The organism is Streptomyces sp. NPDC019937 (genome assembly GCF_040631655.1).
Taxonomy (GTDB): Bacteria; Actinomycetota; Actinomycetes; order Streptomycetales; family Streptomycetaceae; genus Streptomyces.
On sequence record NZ_JBEYAL010000006.1, the window covers coordinates 250015 to 269522 of the forward strand.

Below are 19508 nucleotides of genomic sequence, written 5' to 3' on the forward strand. Positions count from 1 at the left end.
GGCCGTGGGGGTGTGTTTTGTATCGGGCCGGGCGTCGGGAGCCCGGCCTGATCCACACGACAATTCTTACGACCAGGCCACGTGCAGCGGCAGCTGCACGGTGCCGTGCCGACATGCAGACGAGTGTGGCGCAGCACTCGGGCGGGCGTGCCGCCACCAGTGACGACCGGGTGTGGCTTGGTCAGGGAGTGGTGGCGGGGTCGGTGCCCTGTGCACGGGCGAGGGCGAACGGGACTCATTCGGCGTGCGGTGGCGCCGCTACGGGGCGGGGTGGAGCGTCGTGGGCCGCGGCCAGGTAGGTGAGGTTGGCCCGGCGGGCGGTGGTGATCCACCACAGTGCGCCGACAGCCGTGGACAGCACACCGGTGGCTATGCCGACCGACTGGATGTCGACGGCGGCCAGGAGGCCACTGATCAGGGCGAGGGAGAGCTGGGACACCGCGTTGTAGGTCGTCATGTGGAGGCTTGTGACCCGTCCGCGAAGGGATTCGGGCACGGTCTCCAGGAGAATGGTGGTGTCCAGCGCGATGATCACCCCGCTCGCCAGCCGCATGACGCCGAAGAGCACCAGGCCCAGGACGACGTTTCCGGCGGCGAACATAAGGGCCCAGAACACGCCCTGGGCGATGTACGCCAGGGCGTAGCCCGGCAGGTGGCCGGCTCGCCGGAGGCGGGCGGCGCACCAGCTGCCGACCACCACCGCGGTCCCGTCCACCACGTAGAAGAGCCCGAGCCCCCCGCTTCCGCTGTGCAGTTCGTTGAGGGCCAGTCCTGCGATGAGGACGTTGAACCCACCGCTGATCAGGCCCCAGGCCATGCCGACCCAGATGATGGACCGGGCCAGGGGGTAGCGGTCCACGAGCCTCACGCCGTCGCGTGCGTCCCGCAGCAGCGAACGGGCCCCGGGCTCGGCGGGAGTGGTCCCGGTGGCGGTGGGGTACCGGGCGATGAGGATGCCGATGGCGGCACAGGTCTGGGCGGCGAGCGCCAGCAGGACGGTCAGGTCCGGGTTCCAGGCCGTCAGCACGCCGCCGGCGGCGGCGCCGATGACCGTCATGAGGCCCTGCACCGAGCCGATGGTCGCGTTGACGGCGGTGTACTGGCTCGGCTCCACCAGCCGGTAGAGCCACACCTGCCGGGCCGGCTGCCATAACGCGTTGCTGATCGTCAGCAGCGCGTAGAGGGCCGCGACGATGGCCGGGCCGTGGTGGAACATGAGGAGGAGGGCCGCCAAGCACGTGATCTGGGTGGCCATGGAGCCCAGCGAGAGCGTGCGGGCGTTGTATCGGTCGGCGAGGCTTCCGGCCAGCGGCATGAGCAGCAACGACGGCAGGATGCCGGCGAGTTCCACCATCGCCAGGGTGGAGGTCGAGTACTGCTCGAGGATACGTACGAAGATCACGATGCGGATGACCCAGGTCGCGCCGGAATCGAAGACCGTCGCACTCCACAACAGGGCGACATCGCGAGAAGTGAGGGACTTTCCCGCACGCCGGCGGAGCCTGCCTGTCACGTTACCGATGCGAAGACCTCCAGGAATCGGCCGGTGGCGGAGGGAGCGCGGCCCGCCCCGGCGCCATGACCGGCGTACAGGCGGAAGGCCCCATCATCCCACCCAGGGGGCCGCGGCGGTACGGAGCCGGGGCCGCCCGGCACGGTCGCCCGGGGTGGTGCCCTCCGCCCCGGAGTCCCGGGCGGGCAGCCATCTGCCGTTCCGTTCACCGAACGCCTCGGCGGAGCCGTGCTGCCGGTAGACCACCTCGCCCCGCCGGACGGTCGCCTCGACGGCGCCGAGGAGTTCGCCGCCCTGGTACGCCGACCAGTTGTTCTTGGTGTGAATGCGCCCGGGGGTCATCGTCCATGGTGCCTCGGGATCCACGATGACCAGGTCGGCGTCCTTGCCGACCTCGATGCTGCCCTTCCGGTCGGCGAGTCCGAACAGCCGGGCCGGAGCCAGCGCGAGGCGTTCCGCGACGATCGCCATCAGAGTCTCCGTGGCCTCCTGCGGCCAGCGGCTCCGCAGCCCCTTCCACACGGTGCCGAACAGCTCCTGCACCCCGGGCAGACCCGGTGGCACATCCGGGACGGGGCGGGCCTTCTCCGCCGCCGTATGCGGTGAGTGGTCACTGCCCACGGTGGCTGCCTCGCCCGTGCGGACCGCCTCCCACAACCGGTTCCGGTCGGCCTCGTCCCGGATCGCCGGACGGAGCCTGATCTGCGGTCCGAGGCGCCGGATGTCGGCGTCCACGAACGTCAGATGGTGTCCGGTGACCTCGAAGGTGATCGGAATGCCGGTGCTCGCCGCCGCCGCGAGCAGATCGGTCTCCTCCCGGGTGGACACGTGGACCACATGGGTTCGTACGCCGAACTCGGCTGCCAGATTGATGAGTTGGGCGGTCGCCACGATGCCGCCGGTCCGTGGCCGATGACGTTCGTACTCGCTGTACCGCGCGGGCGGCGCCTGCCGCCGGTCGAGAAGACCGAAGACGGCATCGTCCTCCGCGTGGAAGAGCAAGGTGACACCGGTGTCCGAGGCGATGGTGAAGATCCGCCGCAGGGTGCGGATGTCGCGGACCACGGTCGGTGTGGTGTGATGGCTGCTGAGGAAGACCTTGAAGGAGTCGGCCTCGGCCCGGTCCCAGTCGCGCATCGCCTCCACGCGCGAGGGATCGACCCCGGCGTGGCATCGGTAATCCACCAGACTCCGCCCCTCGATCAGCCGCCGGCGGGTGGCCAGCTCCTCCGGTGTGATCAGCGGTGGAACCGTGTTGGGCATGTCGATGACGGTGGTGACCCCGCCGGCGACCGCGGCCATGGACCCCGTCCGCCACTCCTCCTTGTGGGTGAGACCGGGGGTGCGGAAGTGGACGTGCGAGTCGACGAGCCCCGGCAGGACATAGCGTCCGGAGGCGTCCAGCGTCGACTTCGCCGCGGGCACCTCCGCGGCGGCTGCCGACGGGAGGAGCGCCGCGATCCGGCCGTCCAGTACGGCGACGTCCGCGGGGCGGGCCCCGTCCGGGGTCACGATCGTGCCGCCCCGCAGGAGAAGGTCGTAGAGCTGTGGTGATCGCACGGGCACTCCGTTCACGGCTTGGACGGCTCGGGCACCGCGCGGCTGCGCGCGCCCGCTTCCGGCAGGTCGAGGGAGGTGACGAGACGGGCCGACTTCGGTGACACGCTCACCTCCACCAGCCGGCCGGCGGCTGTGGCGGCCCGGACCTGCGTACGTCCGGCGGCGGTGCGCACGGTGAGCCGCCCGCTCGTGTCCACCCCGGCCAGCCGGTGCGGGACGGTGCCCTCCTGGGCGGCTGCGGTCGCCAGGCAGGTCGCCCCGGTGAGGGCGAGCGTCGGATGCCAGGAGGGCACCGATATGGCCCGCGCGGCGAGGACTCCGGGCCCGCCCGGCAGCAGGGCCGCCACCTTGGGGAAGCACAGAGAGTCCCAGCCGAGCCGGTGCGCCACCAGCTCGCGCGTCCGCGTCAGAGCCCGGAACAGCGGTGCCCCGGCCGCGAACAGCGCCGCCTCGTCGGGGATGTCCAGCTCCCGTGCGTCGACGAAGACATAGGGGTTGCCGAGCGAGACGAGCGAATAGGGGATCTCGAGCCCCCCGGAGCGCAGCACGCTCACCGTCTCGCCCAGCAGCAGGGTGCCCGCCAGCGGGGTCGGCGCGGTGCGCCGGAAACCGACGGTGAAGGTGACGCGGTCCCCGGCCGGGGTGATGTCCAGAGGCTCGCACACCACCGTGTCGTCGTTGGTGAGGACCCGTACCCGCACCCGTACGCCCGGCCGGAGCCATGGCACCATGCCTATCTGGCTCACCGCGAGCACCGAACTCAGGATCGAATGCCCGCAACTGCCCCCGAACTCGAACCGGGGGACGGCGCCGGGCACCACCTGGACGAAGCGGTACGCGAGATCGCATCCGGGGTCGGCGGGCGGCGCCACCAGCGCGATCTTCAGGACATGAGCGGCCCCGCGTTCGCACAGCGCGCGGTGGACACCGGTGAGGATCCAGGAGAGCGTCTCCTCGTCCCCGGGCCAGGCGATCGGCGACGGCAGCACCAGGGTGGGGCAGGGGCTGCCCTGGGCGTGGGCGATGTAGGCACGCATCACGCCACCTGTTCCCTGGGGCGCGGAGCCGGGACGGGCTCGCTCTCCTGCCTCCGCCAGAGTTCGAAGACCATGAGCGACCAGATGGCGAGCGCCGATCCGGCGTCGGGTGCGAGGGCCTGCCGGCGCAGCAAGGCGGTGACACCGCCGGGGTCGAGCGCTCCGCCGGTGCGCAGCTCCGCCGGTGCCAGCACCTCCTGGGCGTGGGCGAACAGCGCGGTGCCCGGGGCGAGCATCGCCGTGATGGGCAGGGTGAACGGCTGTTTGGGCCGGTTCCGTACGCTCTCGGGCACCACGCCCCGGGCCGCGGCGTGCAGCACGCGTTTGCCCCGGCCCCGGTGCACCTTGAGCGGGGCCGGCAGCCGGCGCGCCGCCGCCACGAGGGAGCGCTGGCAGAACGGCGGTCGCACTTCGATCGCGCTGGCCATGCTCAGGTGGTCGACGCGGCGCAGGTGGTACGCGGGCATCCGCAGGCCGATCTCCACGTCGGTCATGGCCGCGAGGCGGTCGCTCTCCCGTCCGCGCACCCGCTCCAGCAGCTCCTCCTCGGCGGTGTGGATCTCCCGCAGCAGATCCCGGTAGTCCGGCCGGTACAGCCGCGTACGCAGCGGGGACGGCACGGCGGCCAGGGCGCGGACGTACTCGGTGCCCCAGTCGCCCTGGGCCGAGACCCCCTCGGTGACCCGTGCGTAGCCGCCGAACAGCTCGTCCGCCGCGTCGCCGGTGAGCGCCACGGTGAAGCCCGCGTCCCGCACGGCCTCGAAGAGCGCGTAGGTGCTGACGGTGATGGGGTCGGCGTTCGGCTGCCCCAGGTGGCGCAGGACCTTCGGCAGCAGATCGGGTATGTGCGCGGGGTCGAGTTCGACCTCGTGCAGCCGGACGCCCCGCGCCGTGGCCACGGCGCGCGCGTGGGTGGACTCGTCGGCGGGCCAGGAGCCCCGGTAGCGGATGTGGAAGGCGTGCAGGTCGTCCACCACCTCCGTGAGCAGCCCGGTGACGAGGGAGGAGTCCAGCCCGCCGCTGAGGACGGCGGCCACCGGGACGTCCGCCACGGCGAGCCGGTGGACTTCCGTGCGGAGCAGGTCGCGCACCGTGCCGGCGGCTCGCTCCGGCCCGGCCGCGTCCGGCCCGGGTGAGGGAGCGGCCGGGGCGCGGGGGTGCCACCGCATCCGGCCGTGCGCGGTGACCGTCACCGTCCGCGCGGGCTCCAGTGCCGTGATGTCCTCGTAGACGCAGCGGGTGCCGAGCGGGGTCTTCGTCGTCAGGAAGGTGTCCAGCGCGTCGGGGGCGTGCCGGGCACCCGCGCCCGAGAGATACCGCAGAGCAGCGATCTCGGAGGCGAAGGAGACGCCACCGTGCCGGTCACGGTGGTAGTAAAGGGGTTTGACGCCGGTGTCGTCGGTGGCGAGCACCAGTCGCGGCGCGCCCCGCAGATCCATCACGGCGATGGCGTACATGCCGTCCAGATGGTCGGCGAAGGAGGTGCCGTACCGGTGGTACAGGGCAGGGAGCACCGCGCCGTCGCAGGGGTCGTCGATGGGGTATCCGTGCCTGGCGAGCCGCTCGCGCAACTCCCGGTGGTTGTAGATCTCGCCGTTGAACACCACCCGGATCGGACCGAGGACGTAGGGCTGCGCACCGTGCCGGGGAGCCATCACCGCCAGCCGGGTGGCCCCCAGGGCCCAGCCGGGGCCGTGGTCGAAAAAGCGTCCGTCCGGCCCGCCGTGGTGCAGAAGGGCGCCCGTGTGCGCCAGGCGCGTCGGTGGTACGTCACGGTTGATGTATCCATAGACGCGGCACATGTTCACCTTCGCATGTCTCGGGTGGGCGTGGCATGACGCGGCAGGCGGGCAAGGCGGGCGGTCCGGTGCGGCCCGTCAGCCCGGCCCGCGGAAGGTCCTCAGCCCCTTGACCACCTGCGCCCGCCATTCGTGAAGGTCTTGCTCCGTGACCGGCCCGGCGGGGTTGCGGAGGATGGCGTCGCTCGGCAGCGCGGCCCGTTCGGACCCGGTCTGCCGGTAGCGCTCGCGGTGAACCATCAAGTCGGAACGGAGACGCGGCCGGGCGGCCGGTGTCGTAGCGGCCCATCCGATGCACACGCCGAACAGCGGCGTGACGCCGGGCGGCAGCGCGAACACCTCCGCCACCCGGTCCGGTGACCGGCGCACCGCCCCGATCATGACGGTCCCGAGCCCCAGCGAATCGGCGGCGAGCGACAGGCACATGCCCACCATCGAGGCGTCGATGGTGGCGGACAGGGCGGCGTCCGCCGACCACTCGCCGAGCGGCACCCCGTAGTTGTCACCCTTCTCCGGCAGGGCCGCGAGGTCACAGCAGACGAGGACGAAGGCGGCGCACTGCCGCACGAAGTCCTTGCCCAGGATCTCGGCGAGTTCCTTCCTGCGGCCCTCGTCGACCAGGGTCACCAGGGAGTAGGACTGGAAGTTGAAGGAGGTCGGCGCCCGGAGGGCCGTGTCGAGCAGGGCGTCCAGTACGTGCGGCTCCAGACGCTCTCCGGTGAAGTTCCGGACGCTCGACCGACGCCGGAGCAACTCCAGAACACTGGATGTGGGGGCGGCTGCTCGCCGCACGGAGGCGGTCAACGGCGGATCTCCCTTCTCGGTGACCGGCCGGGGTGGAAGAGTGGTCCGTGCCGCGGTACGGCACGGACCACTCGACTCGTCACTCGTCCGGCACACCGTCAGGGACGTGCCCGGTGGTCCGCCGACGAGCGCGCACCACCGGTCAGGCGTTGCCGGTGAACTTGACCACGATGGTGCCCGGACCGGTCTTGCGGCCGCGCCCGGTGGCCTCGACGGCGGGAGCCGCGACGGCGCGGGTCTCGGTGGAACCGGTGAACTTCACGACGATGGTGCCAGGGCCGGCGCTACGACGCTTCTGCATGACAGCCTCCACTTTGGTGAGATCCAACCCGGCGCTTGACGACGGGTCATGACATCGGTGTCCGTCACCCGTGAGCTCGGCGGCGGACACCCCCGCTGGCTAACGCCCACCCGGGCGGGTGAGCTCACCAGCAAGCTCAGGGGGTACGACGAGGTGCACGATGCCTTCCCGGTGCAGCTCGGCCACCTCCGAGAACAACGTCTCGTAGGTGTAGGCCGGCAGCCGCCCCGCGAGTTCCAGCACACTCGCCGGTGCCTCGCTGATCGAGCCGATCAGCGGTTCCTCCGCCAGGTCGAAGACCTGGCAGCGTTTGTGCGTGTCCCAGATGCGCTGCACGAGGACCTTGCGGGCACCCGGGGTGGTGACCTGGGTGACCGTGTCCGGGTCGTCGAGGAGCGGCAGCACGTTGTACCGGAAGGACAGCACCTCGTAGGGCCGCCGCAGAACGGCCCGGTAGTTCCCGCGCACGGTCACCGCCCCGGGCGGATCGGCGTGCGCGGGCGCCTCTTCCTTGGGGGACTCGGCGACCGTGGTGATGGCGGAGCACAGCCGGCACAGGTCCACCAGGTAGGGCGGCAGCCGGTGATCGACGATGAACGCCACCACGAATGCCTCGAACCGGCGGATCTCCGCGCGCCGTTGCCACCAGCCGTGCCGGTGCTCGTCGTCGAAGCGGCGGTAGAGCGCGGGGACGTCGCAGTGGGGCGCCAGATGGTCGAAGAGCAGCGCGAAGACGGAGCTGAGCCGGTCGAACCGCTCACGCCGGACCGTTTCCGCCACCTTGGTGAGGTCGGCCAGCTCGATCTGCTCGATGAGCCCGCGCTCCTCCTCGGTGAGTTCCCGCCCATCGAGTACGGAGGTCAGCTCGCCGCCGTCGCAGCGGCGGCGGACGTCGCTGTCCCGCACGTACTCGGCGAGGAAGGTCTGCACCTCGCGCAGGCTCATGACGCCACCGCCACTTCGGTGTCGGCCCCGAGCAGCTCGCGCGCCCAGTCCAGGGCGTCACGCAGCTCCTCCGGCCGGGCGTGGGACGGGGTGCCCGCGTCCTCGATCTCGAAGATCACCGAGACCGGTTTGAACGAGGGTTCGCGGAAGAGCTGTTCCAGGGTGCTGTTGGCCCAGCGCTGTTCCTCCCGCCGCCAGTCGAGACCGAGCCCGGGGTCGTTCAGCTCCTCCGCCCGCCCCAGGGGGAGATGCACCTGCCACACGTGGTCCAGGGGGATCGCGGCCAGTTCCCGTTCGCGGTCCATGGAGACGAACCGCTCGGCGATGATGAAATTCGACAGGCTCAGCAGGATTCCCACATCGGCGCCGAGGGCGATGTCCCGGACCTGCTCGCAGATGGAGCGCGGGCCGACCTGGTTGTAGACCTGTGACTGGTTCTCGATGGTGAGCGGACATCCCGGGGCGCCTTCGAGGTCCCGCAGATTGTCGATGAACCGCTCGGTCTGCTCGTCGGTGCCGAACGGCTGCAGAAAGGTGCCGGAGTACCGCTCACCGGTGCCCATCATGCCGACGTGTTCGCCGATGTACTGGCAGTTGGCCAGCTCGGCCATGCGCCGGAGCTTGGTGATCGTCCGCTCGTCGGGACGGTCCACACACCCGATCATGTATTCGTAGCAGTGGAGCGTGGAGGGCGGGTCGCCCAGACTCCGGTTCACCTCCGCCACGTATTCGACGTCCGAGCCGAAATGGGTCGCCAGATACTCGATCATGTCGATCCGGCCGCCGCACTCGACCAGCGCGCGGTACAGGTCGGCGAACCTCGGGGCGCAGTGATAGAGGAAACCTGCCCCGATCGGGTCCGGCTTGGTATGCCGCCGCGCCGGGGCTTCGATGAGATCCGTCACGCGCTTGCCTCCAGATCTGCTCGGTCCTTCACACCAGGTCGTCCGCGATACGCCGCAGACACAACTCGTTTCCCGGTCCCATCAGCGCGGTCGCCTGGGCGTCGCGGAGGTGGCGCTCCAGCCCGTACTCCATGAGGAAGCCGCGGGAACCCACCACATGCGTGAGGTTTCTGGTGAGGTCCTCGGCCACCGTGGTGGCCGCCACCTTGAGCTTGCTGGAGGCCGCGTACGCGTCATCCGGCGCCGCCGCGATACCGCTCACCAGACGGGCGGCGTAGGCGTAGACGCTCTCCAGAGCCACCGTCGTCGCGGCCAGGCGGTGCGCACGGCTCTCGGAGAGGAGGACCGGCGCCGGTTCGGCGGCCTGCTCCCGCACCATCTCCAGGGCCCGGCCGAGCGCGGACGACGCGATGCCCAGCGCCAGCAGGGCGGGGTTCAGCGGGGTTTCGTGGTTGGCGCGCATCAGCTGCCGGGCCTCTCCCACGCCGCCGATCACGGCGTTCGGCGCCACCGGGACACGGGAGAGGGTGACCGTCCCCGTACTGGTGCCGCGCAGGCCCAGCATCGGATAGATCTCCCGGCCCACCCCCGCGTGGTCCGCGTCCACCCGGACGAAGGTGGGGCCGTGGCCGTCGTCGGTGGAGGCGTTCACGAGCACGTCTATCACCGAGGCGGAGTCCAAGCCGGTGCAGTACGTCTTGGTACCGTCGACGAACAGTGCGTCCCCCTGGCCCGCCAGGGACGTTCTGACATCCGACTTGCTCTTCGACGGGCCGGGTTCGGTCCACGCGCTGGCCGCGATCCGCTCACCGGCGGCCATCGCGGGGAGGTCCCTCTTCTGCTGGAGTTCGTCGCCGTATCGCACGGTGCGGTGCACGACCTGGTAGTGGAACATGAGGATGGCGGCCGTGGACGCACACGCCCGTGCCGTCCGTTCCACGGCCAGGGCGGCCATGGCGTTCCCGAGGCCGAGCCCTCCGTGCGATACGGGGATCTGCACCCCGAAGGCACCGATGTCCCGCAGCGCCTTGAGCGATTCCTCCGGGGCCCTGCGCTCCTGGTCCACGGAGGCCGCGTGCCGGGCCACCGTCTCCGAGCACACCCCGTCCAGAGCCTCCAGCCATCGTCTCGCGTTCTCGCCGGACCGCTCCAGGCAGGCCAGGACGAAATCTTCTCGGGTGGCGGGCAGATGCAACTTGGACGTGTACATGCGGCTCTTTCCTGACGAAGAAGGAGCGAACCTGGAATTCAGCGGGACATCCTGTGCAGGTGGCGCTTTTCGGAAGTGACGGGGTCCGGGGAACCAGCTCCCGGGGCCCGTCGGCTTCTGTTTCACAGTCTGCGCCGTGTCCCTTTCCGGAACCTCGCCCGCTCGCTGGAGGATTCCTTGCGATCCGCTTGCGGCCGGTCGCAAGCCCGCCGGGATCCGTGCCCCTCCGGGCCGGAAAGCACCTGGCCCGGCCGCTACCCGAGCCGCGCCGCCCGCGCGTGCAACCGGTCGCGGTCGTCCGGGGCCAGTTCGCCGAGCAGGGTCTCCCGGACGAAAACGGAGGTGAAGGAGAACACCCCTGGCCGCTTGGCGTCGGCCGTGAGCAGATGGCCCCGCACCGCGCTGTCCACGGCGGCCGCGGGGTCCTCGCCGTCGTCCAGGGCCGCCTTGACCGCGTCGAGATCGGCCTCGGGGCCGAGGACGGCACACACCTCCAGCACCCGTCTCGTCCGCGCGGGCAGTGCCGCCAGCCGACGGCTCAGCCGCGTGTGGAGATCCGGCGGTACTTCGGTGAGCAGCGCACTGACCGCGTCGTGGTCGTGCAGGGACTTCGTCGTTCCGAGCATCGAGAGCAGCTGGAGGAGCAGATACGGATTGCCCTGGGTGCGCCGGTGCAGCGCGCGGACCACCTGGGTGTCGACACCAGTCCCCACCTGGGCGGCGATGAGGTCCTCGGTGGCCTGCTCGGACAGCCCCTCGAGCCGCATCGTCCGGGTCCCCGGATCGCTGAGGATGTCGCTCAGCTTCCCGCTCAGATCCTCGCCGCGGACCGGTTCCTCGCGGCCATAGGCGTCGCTGATCGTCACCAGAACGCTCAGCCGGCTGCCGTACAGCCGGGCTCTGAGCAGCCTGAGCAGATCCAGCGACGGACCGTCGGAGAGATGCAGATTCTCCAGCACGAGCACCAGCGGCCGTTCGGCGGCCAGGGTGGTGAGAGTGACGCACACCGCGTCCTGGAGCAGGAAGCGCGTCCGGGAGGGCTGGGCCCCGGAAGGCGGTTCGAGGCGCGCCAGATTGGGCGACTCGGCATAGCTCGCGGTGGCTTCGCGGAAGCTCTCGCGGCGGGAGAGCGCCAGCTGGCGGAGGATCTGGGACCACAACCAGTGGGCGGGAACGCCCTCCCCCGGATCGGACTGGGCGCAGATGACTTCCTGCCCCATCTCTCCCAACCGGGCCACGAGTTCCGCGATGAGCCGGGTCTTGCCGACACCCATGTCTCCGACCACCGCCATCAGATGCCCCGCCCCCTGCAGAGCGTCGTCGGTGAGCCTCAGCAGAGCGGCGAGTTCACGCTCGCGGCCGACGAACGACGGCGCTTCCCCCGGCCGCGCCGCCGTCGGCACCTCGTCCAAAGGCGCCGGGGACCGGCCCTCCGAACCGTCCCGGGAGCTCTTCCGGGAGCCGTCATCGCCGCCGAGGTGGCCCACGGGGTGGCCGAGGTGGACGACGGAGGGACCGGCCTCCGCGCCGGAGTAGTGCGATGGCACGGTCAGTTCATGGCGGAGGATACGGGTGTGCACGCGCTGGAGTTCGGCGTCGGCGTCCACCCCGAGCTCCTCGGCCAGGCAAGCGCGGGTGCGCTCATAGAGCTGAAGCGCCTCGGCCTGCCTGCCCAGCTCGTACAGGGCGGTCATCAGATGGCCGATGAGACGCTCGCGCATCGGATGATGGCGAGCCTCCGGGCCGAGCCGGGCCACCACCGCGTCCGGCTGCCCCAGGGCCAGGCATACCTCCGCGTACGACTCGACCGCTGTCAGCCGCTGTTGCTCCAGCCGGGAGCTCTCCTCGGCGAGCGGTTCGTAGGAGGTCAGGCCCAAGAAGGGGCTGCCGTGCCACAGCCCCAGCGCGGCCGTGAGCAGATCGTGGGCCGATTGGAGGAGCTGCTCGCCCGCGTACCGCCGGGCCTGCGCGATCAGACCCTCGAAACGATGGGCGTCGACGTACTCGGGGTCCAGCGCGAGGACGTATCCGGGCGACTGGAAGCGCAGCAGCCGCGCGCCCTCCGCGCCGCAGTCAGGGGCGAGTGAGCGGCGTAAGTGGGAGACATAGGTCTGGAGGGTGGCGGCGGGCCGGCGTGGCGGGGCCCCGCTCCACAGCTCCTCCGCCAGCTGGTCGGTGGGGACCACCTGTCCGAGCCGGATGAGCAGCAGGCCCAGCAGCGCCCGGTGCCTCGGCGGCCCGAGCGGCGTTACCCGGCCCCCGCGGCGCCGGGTCATGGGGCCCAATACCTGCAATTCCAGATCCCGGCGGGCGTCGGGTCCTGGTCCGTCCTGGGCACGCCCGCTCGTTTTCCGGATCTGCCGCGAACTCTGCACGGTGTTTCCCTCCTGCGATCGGCATTCTTCGCGCTCGCGTACCCAGCGCGTAGGGGATGCGGCCATGGAAACGCCCCGAAACAATGCGATGAACGGTTTTCGGGAAATCGGCGCGCACAACACAAAGACCACCGCAGGCATGCGGAAGGGGTTATGTGTATTGCGTGCCGATGTGTCACCTGGTCATGCGTGTGACGCCGGATAATTCCCGTGGGGAATTCCGGGCGAACGCCGCCCCCGTTGATGCAGCGATCAGATCGGCCGCGGGCCGGGTGTCAGGTTCTGACTGCCTTGGAGCAGCTCACCGGGCCGAGTGGCGGTACGGACGGTCTCATGCGGTGCTCTGGTGCACCGGACGCAGGGCCACGCGGCCTTCGCTGGAGGGCGGAGCCGCCACAGGGAGCGTACGCGAGTGATGGGCGCTGTGACGCGCGCAGGAATAAGGCGGTACGCACGGAGACGGTCACTCCTTTGCATCGCACCGGAGGACGACTGAACCCAGTGGTGCCTGCCGGTTCCGAGCGATTTCGAGGATTGTGCTTTCGACTAGTATTTGCGCCGGGACAGCATGTGTAAAGAGCGGCCCCAGTGAGTGCGAGAATCCCTAGTCTTGGCGTCTTCCCTACCGGTCCGTTGTCGTGTAAAAAGCGGTCGGGCGATCCGGCCGGGGCCGACGGAATGAGCCCTGGGAGCGGAGAAGCCGCAGGTCGGCTCGGACTGCCCGCGAGTCACCGCCCTGCGGAGCCGGGCCGGAGGGCGACGTCGGCGCCGCACCGCGCTGTTCGCAAAGGTGCTGCTTCAGCGCGTAGGCGGTCTGGCGGCACCGGCGGGCGCCCTGAGATCATGCCCCGCCGATCGTCTCACTGGTCGACGGGACAGTCAGCGGATTTCCGCGGCACCGGGGCGGCGCGGCTGCCGCACGGGCTCCGGCCACAGCGCGGCATCTCGTCCTGTCCTGCCCGAAGACCTCATCCGCTCAGATGATTCGGCAAGCACACCGTCACGGGGGGCGAAGGTCAGCCACGCCGAGGAAGTCCTGACCGAGGGGGAAGAGGGCGTCCGTACGGGGACAGCGCCGGATCGCCGCCAGTTGACGCGAGGGGGTCCACGGCCCACGACGACAGGGCGCACTTGCTTGCATTGATGCGCTGATCGCATGAACAGATCTCGGTTTGTTGCTGGACACGGATCCGTTAATGCTTCGACACTCTCGCGTAACACCTCGCTCTGCCCCAGCCCCGCCCACCGTCCCCGGGTGCCCCACCGACTGAGACGAGGACCCATGAGAGGGATCACCAGACGCACGGTGCTCACCGTCACGGCAGGTGCGGTCACGGCGCCGGCCGTGAGCACGGGGGCCGCCGCGGCCGCCGGTACCACGACGGCGGCCTCCGGACCCCATCCGGTCCTGCGAACGGACCTCGTCACGCGGGTGACGCCGAGGAACAATTGGCTGGTGGCGGCGGTCGCCATCCAGTACTCGCATCGCATCGACTTTCGCGGCGGGGTGATCGAGCCCACCGCCTTCCAGGTGAAGGCCACGGTGGGCAAGCAGACGGCGGCTCGCACGGTGACCCGGGTCTACTCCAACACCGTCGCCGACGTGGACGACCGATCCGCTCCCGGGCGGCCGGGGGACCGTCTGATCGTCGAACTCGACCCGAACGACGCCAACGCGCGGGCCGCCGGCACCGATCCCCTTCCGCTCGACCGCGCGTACTCCGTCAGACAGGTCGCGGACGTGCGCACCCCGGGAGGTGAACTGGTGCTCAGGGCCGGCCCTTTCGCGAGCCGGAACAACGGGATCATCACTCCCGTGGTCGACGCGTTCGCCGCCGGTTCCTTCACCGACTCCGCGGGTTTCGAACTGGACTTCCGGCTGTACCAGCCCGAGGGATTCGTACGCCATCCGCACAGGCGCACGCGGTACCCGCTCGTCGTCACCCTGCACGGCGGTGGCGAAGTCGCGGACAACAACATGACCCAGCTCACCGCCAACCGGATCGCGGTCACGTTCGCCAAGCCGCAACGACAGCGCCGCAACCCCGCGTTCGTCCTCTCTCCGCAGATCCCCCTGCCCCGTCCCATGGACGGACCCGACGGCACGGACTGGACCGACGCCAAGGTCCAGGCCGCGCTCATCGAACTCATCGACACCTTCGTGAGCGAGCACTCCCGCAACGTGGACACGGACCGGCTCTACGTCGTCGGGCTGTCCTCGGGCGGGCGTGGCATCTACAGCCTGCTGGCGAAGCGACCCGAGGTGTTCGCGGCCGCCCTGCCCACGGCCGGCTGGGGCGACCCGGCCACCATGGAGAGGATCACGCACATTCCGATGTGGGCCGACCACTCCGTGGACGACCCGGTCGTCCCCTACCGGGAGGGCCGGTTCGGCAACCCCGGTACCTGGACGCTGATGAACGCGCTGGAGGCCGCCGGTGCACCGGTCAGCCGCGGAGAGTGGGCCAACGATCTACCGAAGGCGCAGTTCGAGGCCCGCTCGCGGGAGCTGCTGCGGCAGGCCCGGGCCGCGCGCGGTCACGTCCTGTTCACGAGCTATACGCCCGGCACGACACCGGTGAACCCGCACTTCGCATGGCCCCAGACGTACGAGAACGACGTGGTCATCGATTGGCTCTTCGAACAGTCCCGGTAGCCGGCCGCACGGCGGACACAACCCGGTCCAGCTCAAACCGTCGAATGCTTTCCTTGATGAGGAGTCCGCATGGAGTCCAATGGGACATCGGTACGGCGTCGCAGGAGAGGCCGGTTGCGCCGCACGGCCCTGATCGCGGGAGCGAGCGCGATGCTCCTTGCCGCGGGCACGGCCGTGGCCCCCGGCGCCTCGGGCGTGGGCGCGGGTGACGCCCGGGGCACCGCCGGCGTCTCTCCCCGCGTCGCTGCCCTCATCGCCCGGATGTCGCTGGACGAGAAGTTGTCCTTCGTCCATGGAGGCACCGATCCCCGGGCCCTCGGCCAGGCCGGATACATCCCCGGGGTTCCCCGCCTCGGCATCCCCGAACTGCGGCTCACCGACGGTCCGGCGGGCGTCCGGGTCAACGCGCACGCCACCGCGATGCCGGCGCCGGTCGCGCTCGCCTCGTCGTTCGACGACCGGCTGGCCCGTGCCTTCGGCCAGGTCATCGGACGCGACGGCCGTGCGCTCGGCCAGGACGTCCTGCTCTCACCGATGACGAACATCATCCGGGTGCCGTACGCGGGGCGGAACTTCGAGACCTTCAGCGAGGACCCGCTGCTCAGCTCCCGCATGGTGTCCGGCGAGATCGGGGGCGTTCAGAGCCAGGGCCTGATCGCCACCGTCAAGCACTACGCGGAGAACAACCAGGAAGACAACCGCATGGGGGTGAACGTCAACGTCGACGAGCAGACCCTGCGCCAGATCGAGCTGCCCGCCTTCGAGGCCGCCGTCAAGGCCGGCGCCGGTGCGGTGATGTGCTCGTACAACTCGGTGAACGGCAGTCACGGCTGCGGCAGCGACGAACTGCTCAACTCGATCCTCAAGGAGCAGTGGGGCTTCCAGGGCTGGGTCATGTCGGACTGGGGCGCGGCGCACGCGACGACCGACATCGTGAACGGCCTCGACCAGGAGATGCCGAGCGGCGTCTTTCTGGGCGACAAACTGAAGACCGCGATCACGAACGGCACCATTCCGGTCTCGGAGCTCGACGACGCGGTCGCCCGCATCCTGGGCCAGATGAACGCCTTCGGGCTCCTCGACGGCGCCGCGGGCCGGCGGCCCGCACGCGACCCGCAGGGCGGTGCCAGGGTCGCGCAGCAGGTGGCCGAGTCCGGCTCGGTCCTGTTGAAGAACACCGGCAAGGCGCTTCCGCTGACCGGCGAGGACACCGACATCGGACTCATCGGCCCGACCGCGAAGACACCGAAGGTCACCGGCGGCGGCAGCTCCAACGTCGTACCGGACTCCGCGGCCTCGCCGCTGGATACCATCACGCAGCGGGCCGGCCGGAATGCCACGGTGCGCTACGCGGCCGGGGTCGACACCACCGGCGCCCCCATTCCCGCGACGGCCCTCAGCCCCGCCCTGCCGGCCGGCTCGGACGGCACGATCACCGTCACCCCGGCCGCCCCCTTCGACTACAGCGGCACCCTCACGGTGCCGGCCGACGGCGACTACTCCTTCGTCTACGACCTTCCCGCCGCGTACGGCGCGCTGAAGATCGACGGCAAGAGCGTCATCACCGGTTTCCTGGGCTCCAGCAGTGCCACGGTGCACCTCACGGCGGGAACGCACCGCTTCGCGGCCAACGCCCAGGCCATCCAGGGCGCACCGGCCAAGATCCGGCTGAACTGGGTCACCCCGCAGGCCGCGCAGGCCGCCCGGGAGCAGGCCGTGGCCCTGGCCCGCCAGGTGAAGACCCCCATCGTCTTCGCCCACGACGACGGTACCGAGGGCGCCGACCGGAAGGACCTCTCCCTGCCGGCCGACCAGGACGGGCTCATCTCCGCCGTCGCCGACGCCAACCCGAACACGCTGGTCGTCCTCAACACGGGATCGTCGATCACCATGCCGTGGCTGTCCAAGGTCAAGGCGGTGCTCGACACGTACTACCCCGGGGAGAACGGGGCCGAGGCCACCGCCCGCCTGCTCTACGGCGATGTGAACCCGTCGGGCAAGACCACCCAGACGTTCCCCGCGAGCGAGTCCGCCACACCGGTCGCCGGCGACCCGCTCAGGTACCCGGGAGTGGACAACCAGGAGAACTACTCCGAGGGCATCTACGTGGGCTACCGCTGGTACGACAAGGAGAAGGCCGCCCCGCTGTTCCCCTTCGGCTACGGCCTGTCGTACACCTCCTTCGCCTACCGCGACCTGGCGGTCCGGCAGAGCCACGGCACGTTGACCGTCTCGTTCACGCTGAAGAACACCGGCACCCGTGACGGTGACGAGGTCGCCCAGGTCTACGTCGGTGCGAGCCCGAAGACCACCGCGCCCCAGGCGGTGCGCTCGCTCGGCGGCTACCAGAAGGTGCATCTGCGCGCCGGTCAGTCGACGACCGTACGCATCCAGGTCGACGCACAGCAGCTGAAGTACTGGAACACCTCCTCCCACGCCTGGGAGCTCGGCACCGGGCACCGGGAGGTGTGGGTCGGCTCCTCGTCGCGGACGCTCCCCCTGCACGGCGGCGTCGAGGTCACCCGCTGACCACCCGGCATCCGGCCAGAGAGGTCCCCATCCATGACTGTCAGCAGAACCCGTACGGCCCTGGGCGGCGCGTTGGTCATGTCCCTCGCCGTCGTCGGGCTGCTGCCCGCGACGGCGTCCGCGACGGCGCCGGCCGCGGTGGCCACCGACAAGGGCGCCGTGCTCGGCGCCACCTCGAAGGGCGTCGAGAGGTTCCTCGGCATCCCCTACGCGGCTGCGCCCACCGGCTCCCTGCGCTGGAAGCCGCCGCGGCCCGCGGCGCGGTGGACCGGCGTGCGGGAGGCGGCCGACTTCGGCAACCCCTGCCCCGTCCTGCCCAGCGGCAACGGACCACGCAGCGAGACCGAGGACTGCCTCGACGTCAACGTGTGGCGGCCGTCGGGCGTGCGGGCCGGCGCCCGTCTTCCGGTGCACGTCTTCATCCACGGCGGTGGCCTGACCAACGGCAGCGGCTCGCAGAACGACGAGTCGAAGCTCGTCAAGGAGACGGGTGTCATCGGCGTCTCGCTCAACTACCGGCTCGGCGCCTTCGGCTTCCTCGGCCTGCCCGCCCTCACCGAGGAGGGCGGCGAGTCCGGCAACTACGGGTTCATGGACCAGCAGGCCGCGCTGCGCTGGGTGCAGCGCAACATAGCCGCCTTCGGCGGTGACCCCGGTGAGGTCACCATCGACGGCGAGTCCGCGGGCGGCTGGTCCGTCTGCGGTCATCTCGTGTCGCCCGGCTCGCGCGGGCTGTTCGCCCGCGCCATGATCCAGAGCGGCTCCTGTCGCAGCGGGCCGCAGGCCCGGGCGGAGGCCGCGGGGACGGCGTTCGCCCGGCGGGCGGGCTGCGACGGCACGGCTCGGGCGGCCGTCCTCGACTGTCTGCGGTCGGCTTCGGCGGGTACGCTCCTCGACGCGAGCCGGACCTTCTCGGCCGGCTTCGTGGACGGAACTCCGACCTTCCCGAACGGAATACGCCAGGCGCTGGACAGCGGGAGGTTCACCCGCGTGCCCATGGTCGTCGGTGCCAACCGTGACGAGGGCCGCACCTTCGCCGCGGGCTACATGGGCGCGGGCAAGGAGGCCTACCTCGCCTTCGTCCAGAACCTCGCCGGCGCCCGCGCCGACGAGGTCCTCGCCCGTTACCCCTGGCCCGATACGTCCGACCGGTACACCGCGGCGTACCTCATCGGCGGGATCATGACCGACTCGGGGAGTGTCGCGGGCATCGGCGGGTGCGGGCTCCGCTCGCTCGCCCGGACCCTCGAGCGGTACACCCCCACCTATGCGTACGAGTTCGACCACCGGACCGGCCCGGGCCTGACGCAGATCCCCGGCTACGTCTGGGGGGCCGGCCACGCCGCGGAACTCGCCTACATCTGGCCCAGCTTCAACAACGGCACACCCATCACCCCGTTGTTCAACGCCGACGAGCGCCGACTCGCCCACGAGATGACGCGGTACTGGGGCGCCTTCACCAAGACCGGCCGGCCGGCCGTCGCCCGGCAGACGGCCTGGCCCGGCTATCACGGGGGCAAGGGCCTGATGCTGTCGCTGCGGGCCGGGGGCAGGAGTGCCCTGATCGACGACGACCGGTACGCGACGGAACACCAGTGCGCGTTCTGGGACACGATGCCGGGCACACGGCACTCCTGAGCAGGGCGAGCGGGCTCGGCCTTCCGCTGGGCCCGCCACGCCGGTTCCATACCGGAGCCGGGTTCGTGCCACGCCGTCAGCGCCGCGGAGTCAGCAGACCCGGACGGGGTAGGGCAGGAGGCCGTAGTCGCCGCCGGAGGCAGGGAAAGCCCTGAAATATTTCGAAGAAGTTCCGGATGCTCTGGCGCCACAAGCTAGGAATATGGGGCCCTCTGGTCAAGGCCTGTGGCCGATCT

Annotated in this window: 13 protein-coding genes; 3 read left to right on the plus strand and 10 right to left on the minus strand. The window is 70.6% G+C overall.

Annotated features, from left to right (window positions below; genetic code table 11):
* Positions 1 to 235: 235 nt before the first annotated feature.
* The 10 genes from ABZ562_RS08185 to ABZ562_RS08230 all read right to left on the minus strand — a co-directional run bounded on the left by ABZ562_RS08185 (position 236) and on the right by ABZ562_RS08230 (position 12350).
* Entirely contained in the window at positions 236 to 1513 is a 1278-nt protein-coding gene (locus tag ABZ562_RS08185) for an MFS transporter (RefSeq protein WP_361475462.1), read from the minus strand.
* 93 nt (positions 1514 to 1606) lie between these two features.
* Positions 1607 to 3073 carry a dihydroorotase family protein gene (locus ABZ562_RS08190; RefSeq protein ID WP_361475464.1) on the minus strand — a complete coding sequence of 489 codons (1467 nt, stop codon included), beginning with the start codon at positions 3071 to 3073 and terminating at the stop codon, positions 1607 to 1609.
* Between the two features lie 11 nt (positions 3074 to 3084).
* Positions 3085 to 4110: a hypothetical protein gene (locus tag ABZ562_RS08195; RefSeq protein WP_361475466.1), complete on the minus strand. Its 1026-nt coding sequence runs from the start codon at positions 4108 to 4110 to the stop codon at positions 3085 to 3087.
* Positions 4110 to 5912, minus strand: coding sequence for an asparagine synthase (glutamine-hydrolyzing) (gene asnB, locus ABZ562_RS08200; protein ID WP_361475468.1), 1803 nt, complete (start codon positions 5910 to 5912; stop codon positions 4110 to 4112). The genes ABZ562_RS08195 and asnB overlap by 1 nt, the downstream gene beginning before the upstream one ends.
* 75 nt (positions 5913 to 5987) lie before the next feature.
* Positions 5988 to 6713 carry a nitroreductase family protein gene (locus ABZ562_RS08205; protein ID WP_159043350.1) on the minus strand — a complete coding sequence of 242 codons (726 nt, stop codon included), beginning with the start codon at positions 6711 to 6713 and terminating at the stop codon, positions 5988 to 5990.
* Between the two features lie 142 nt (positions 6714 to 6855).
* Complete coding sequence (locus ABZ562_RS08210; protein ID WP_159043349.1) at positions 6856 to 7014, minus strand: hypothetical protein; 159 nt, start codon at positions 7012 to 7014, stop codon at positions 6856 to 6858.
* Positions 7015 to 7113: 99 nt separating this feature from the next.
* Entirely contained in the window at positions 7114 to 7959 is an 846-nt protein-coding gene (locus ABZ562_RS08215) for a hypothetical protein (RefSeq protein ID WP_361475471.1), read from the minus strand.
* Positions 7956 to 8864 (minus strand): DUF692 family multinuclear iron-containing protein, encoded by a 909-nt coding sequence (locus tag ABZ562_RS08220; RefSeq protein WP_361475473.1) that lies wholly within the window; start codon positions 8862 to 8864, stop codon positions 7956 to 7958. Before ABZ562_RS08220 ends, ABZ562_RS08215 begins: the two co-directional genes overlap by 4 nt.
* A gap of 28 nt (positions 8865 to 8892) precedes the next feature.
* Positions 8893 to 10074: an acyl-CoA dehydrogenase family protein gene (locus ABZ562_RS08225; RefSeq protein ID WP_361475475.1), complete on the minus strand. Its 1182-nt coding sequence runs from the start codon at positions 10072 to 10074 to the stop codon at positions 8893 to 8895.
* A gap of 254 nt (positions 10075 to 10328) precedes the next feature.
* On the minus strand, positions 10329 to 12350 hold the full coding sequence (locus ABZ562_RS08230; protein ID WP_361475477.1) for a BTAD domain-containing putative transcriptional regulator: 2022 nt from the start codon (positions 12348 to 12350) through the stop codon (positions 10329 to 10331).
* 1381 nt (positions 12351 to 13731) lie between these two features.
* Between ABZ562_RS08230 and ABZ562_RS08235 the strand changes: the two genes are divergently transcribed.
* The 3 genes from ABZ562_RS08235 to ABZ562_RS08245 all read left to right on the plus strand — a co-directional run bounded on the left by ABZ562_RS08235 (position 13732) and on the right by ABZ562_RS08245 (position 19272).
* Complete coding sequence (locus tag ABZ562_RS08235; protein ID WP_361475479.1) at positions 13732 to 15105, plus strand: prolyl oligopeptidase family serine peptidase; 1374 nt, start codon at positions 13732 to 13734, stop codon at positions 15103 to 15105.
* Positions 15106 to 15219: 114 nt separating this feature from the next.
* Positions 15220 to 17634, plus strand: coding sequence for a glycoside hydrolase family 3 C-terminal domain-containing protein (locus ABZ562_RS08240; protein ID WP_361475481.1), 2415 nt, complete (start codon positions 15220 to 15222; stop codon positions 17632 to 17634).
* A gap of 33 nt (positions 17635 to 17667) precedes the next feature.
* The gene (locus ABZ562_RS08245; RefSeq protein WP_361475483.1) at positions 17668 to 19272 is read left to right on the plus strand and encodes a carboxylesterase family protein; all 1605 of its coding nucleotides are present in this window, start codon (positions 17668 to 17670) and stop codon (positions 19270 to 19272) included.
* The last annotated feature ends 236 nt before the right edge of the window (positions 19273 to 19508 follow it).

Excerpts from the sequence above, each read along its gene's own strand:
- ABZ562_RS08215 (WP_361475471.1), bottom strand. The coding sequence starts at position 7,959 with ATGAGCCTGCGCGAGGTGCAGACCTTCCTCGCCGAGTACGTGCGGGAC.
- ABZ562_RS08210 (WP_159043349.1), bottom strand. The coding sequence starts at position 7,014 with ATGCAGAAGCGTCGTAGCGCCGGCCCTGGCACCATCGTCGTGAAGTTC.
- ABZ562_RS08245 (WP_361475483.1), top strand. The coding sequence starts at position 17,668 with ATGACTGTCAGCAGAACCCGTACGGCCCTGGGCGGCGCGTTGGTCATG.
- ABZ562_RS08225 (WP_361475475.1), bottom strand. The coding sequence starts at position 10,074 with ATGTACACGTCCAAGTTGCATCTGCCCGCCACCCGAGAAGATTTCGTC.
- ABZ562_RS08235 (WP_361475479.1), top strand. The coding sequence starts at position 13,732 with ATGAGAGGGATCACCAGACGCACGGTGCTCACCGTCACGGCAGGTGCG.
- ABZ562_RS08230 (WP_361475477.1), bottom strand. The coding sequence starts at position 12,350 with ATGACCCGGCGCCGCGGGGGCCGGGTAACGCCGCTCGGGCCGCCGAGG.
- asnB (WP_361475468.1), bottom strand. The coding sequence starts at position 5,912 with ATGTGCCGCGTCTATGGATACATCAACCGTGACGTACCACCGACGCGC.
- ABZ562_RS08195 (WP_361475466.1), bottom strand. The coding sequence starts at position 4,110 with ATGCGTGCCTACATCGCCCACGCCCAGGGCAGCCCCTGCCCCACCCTG.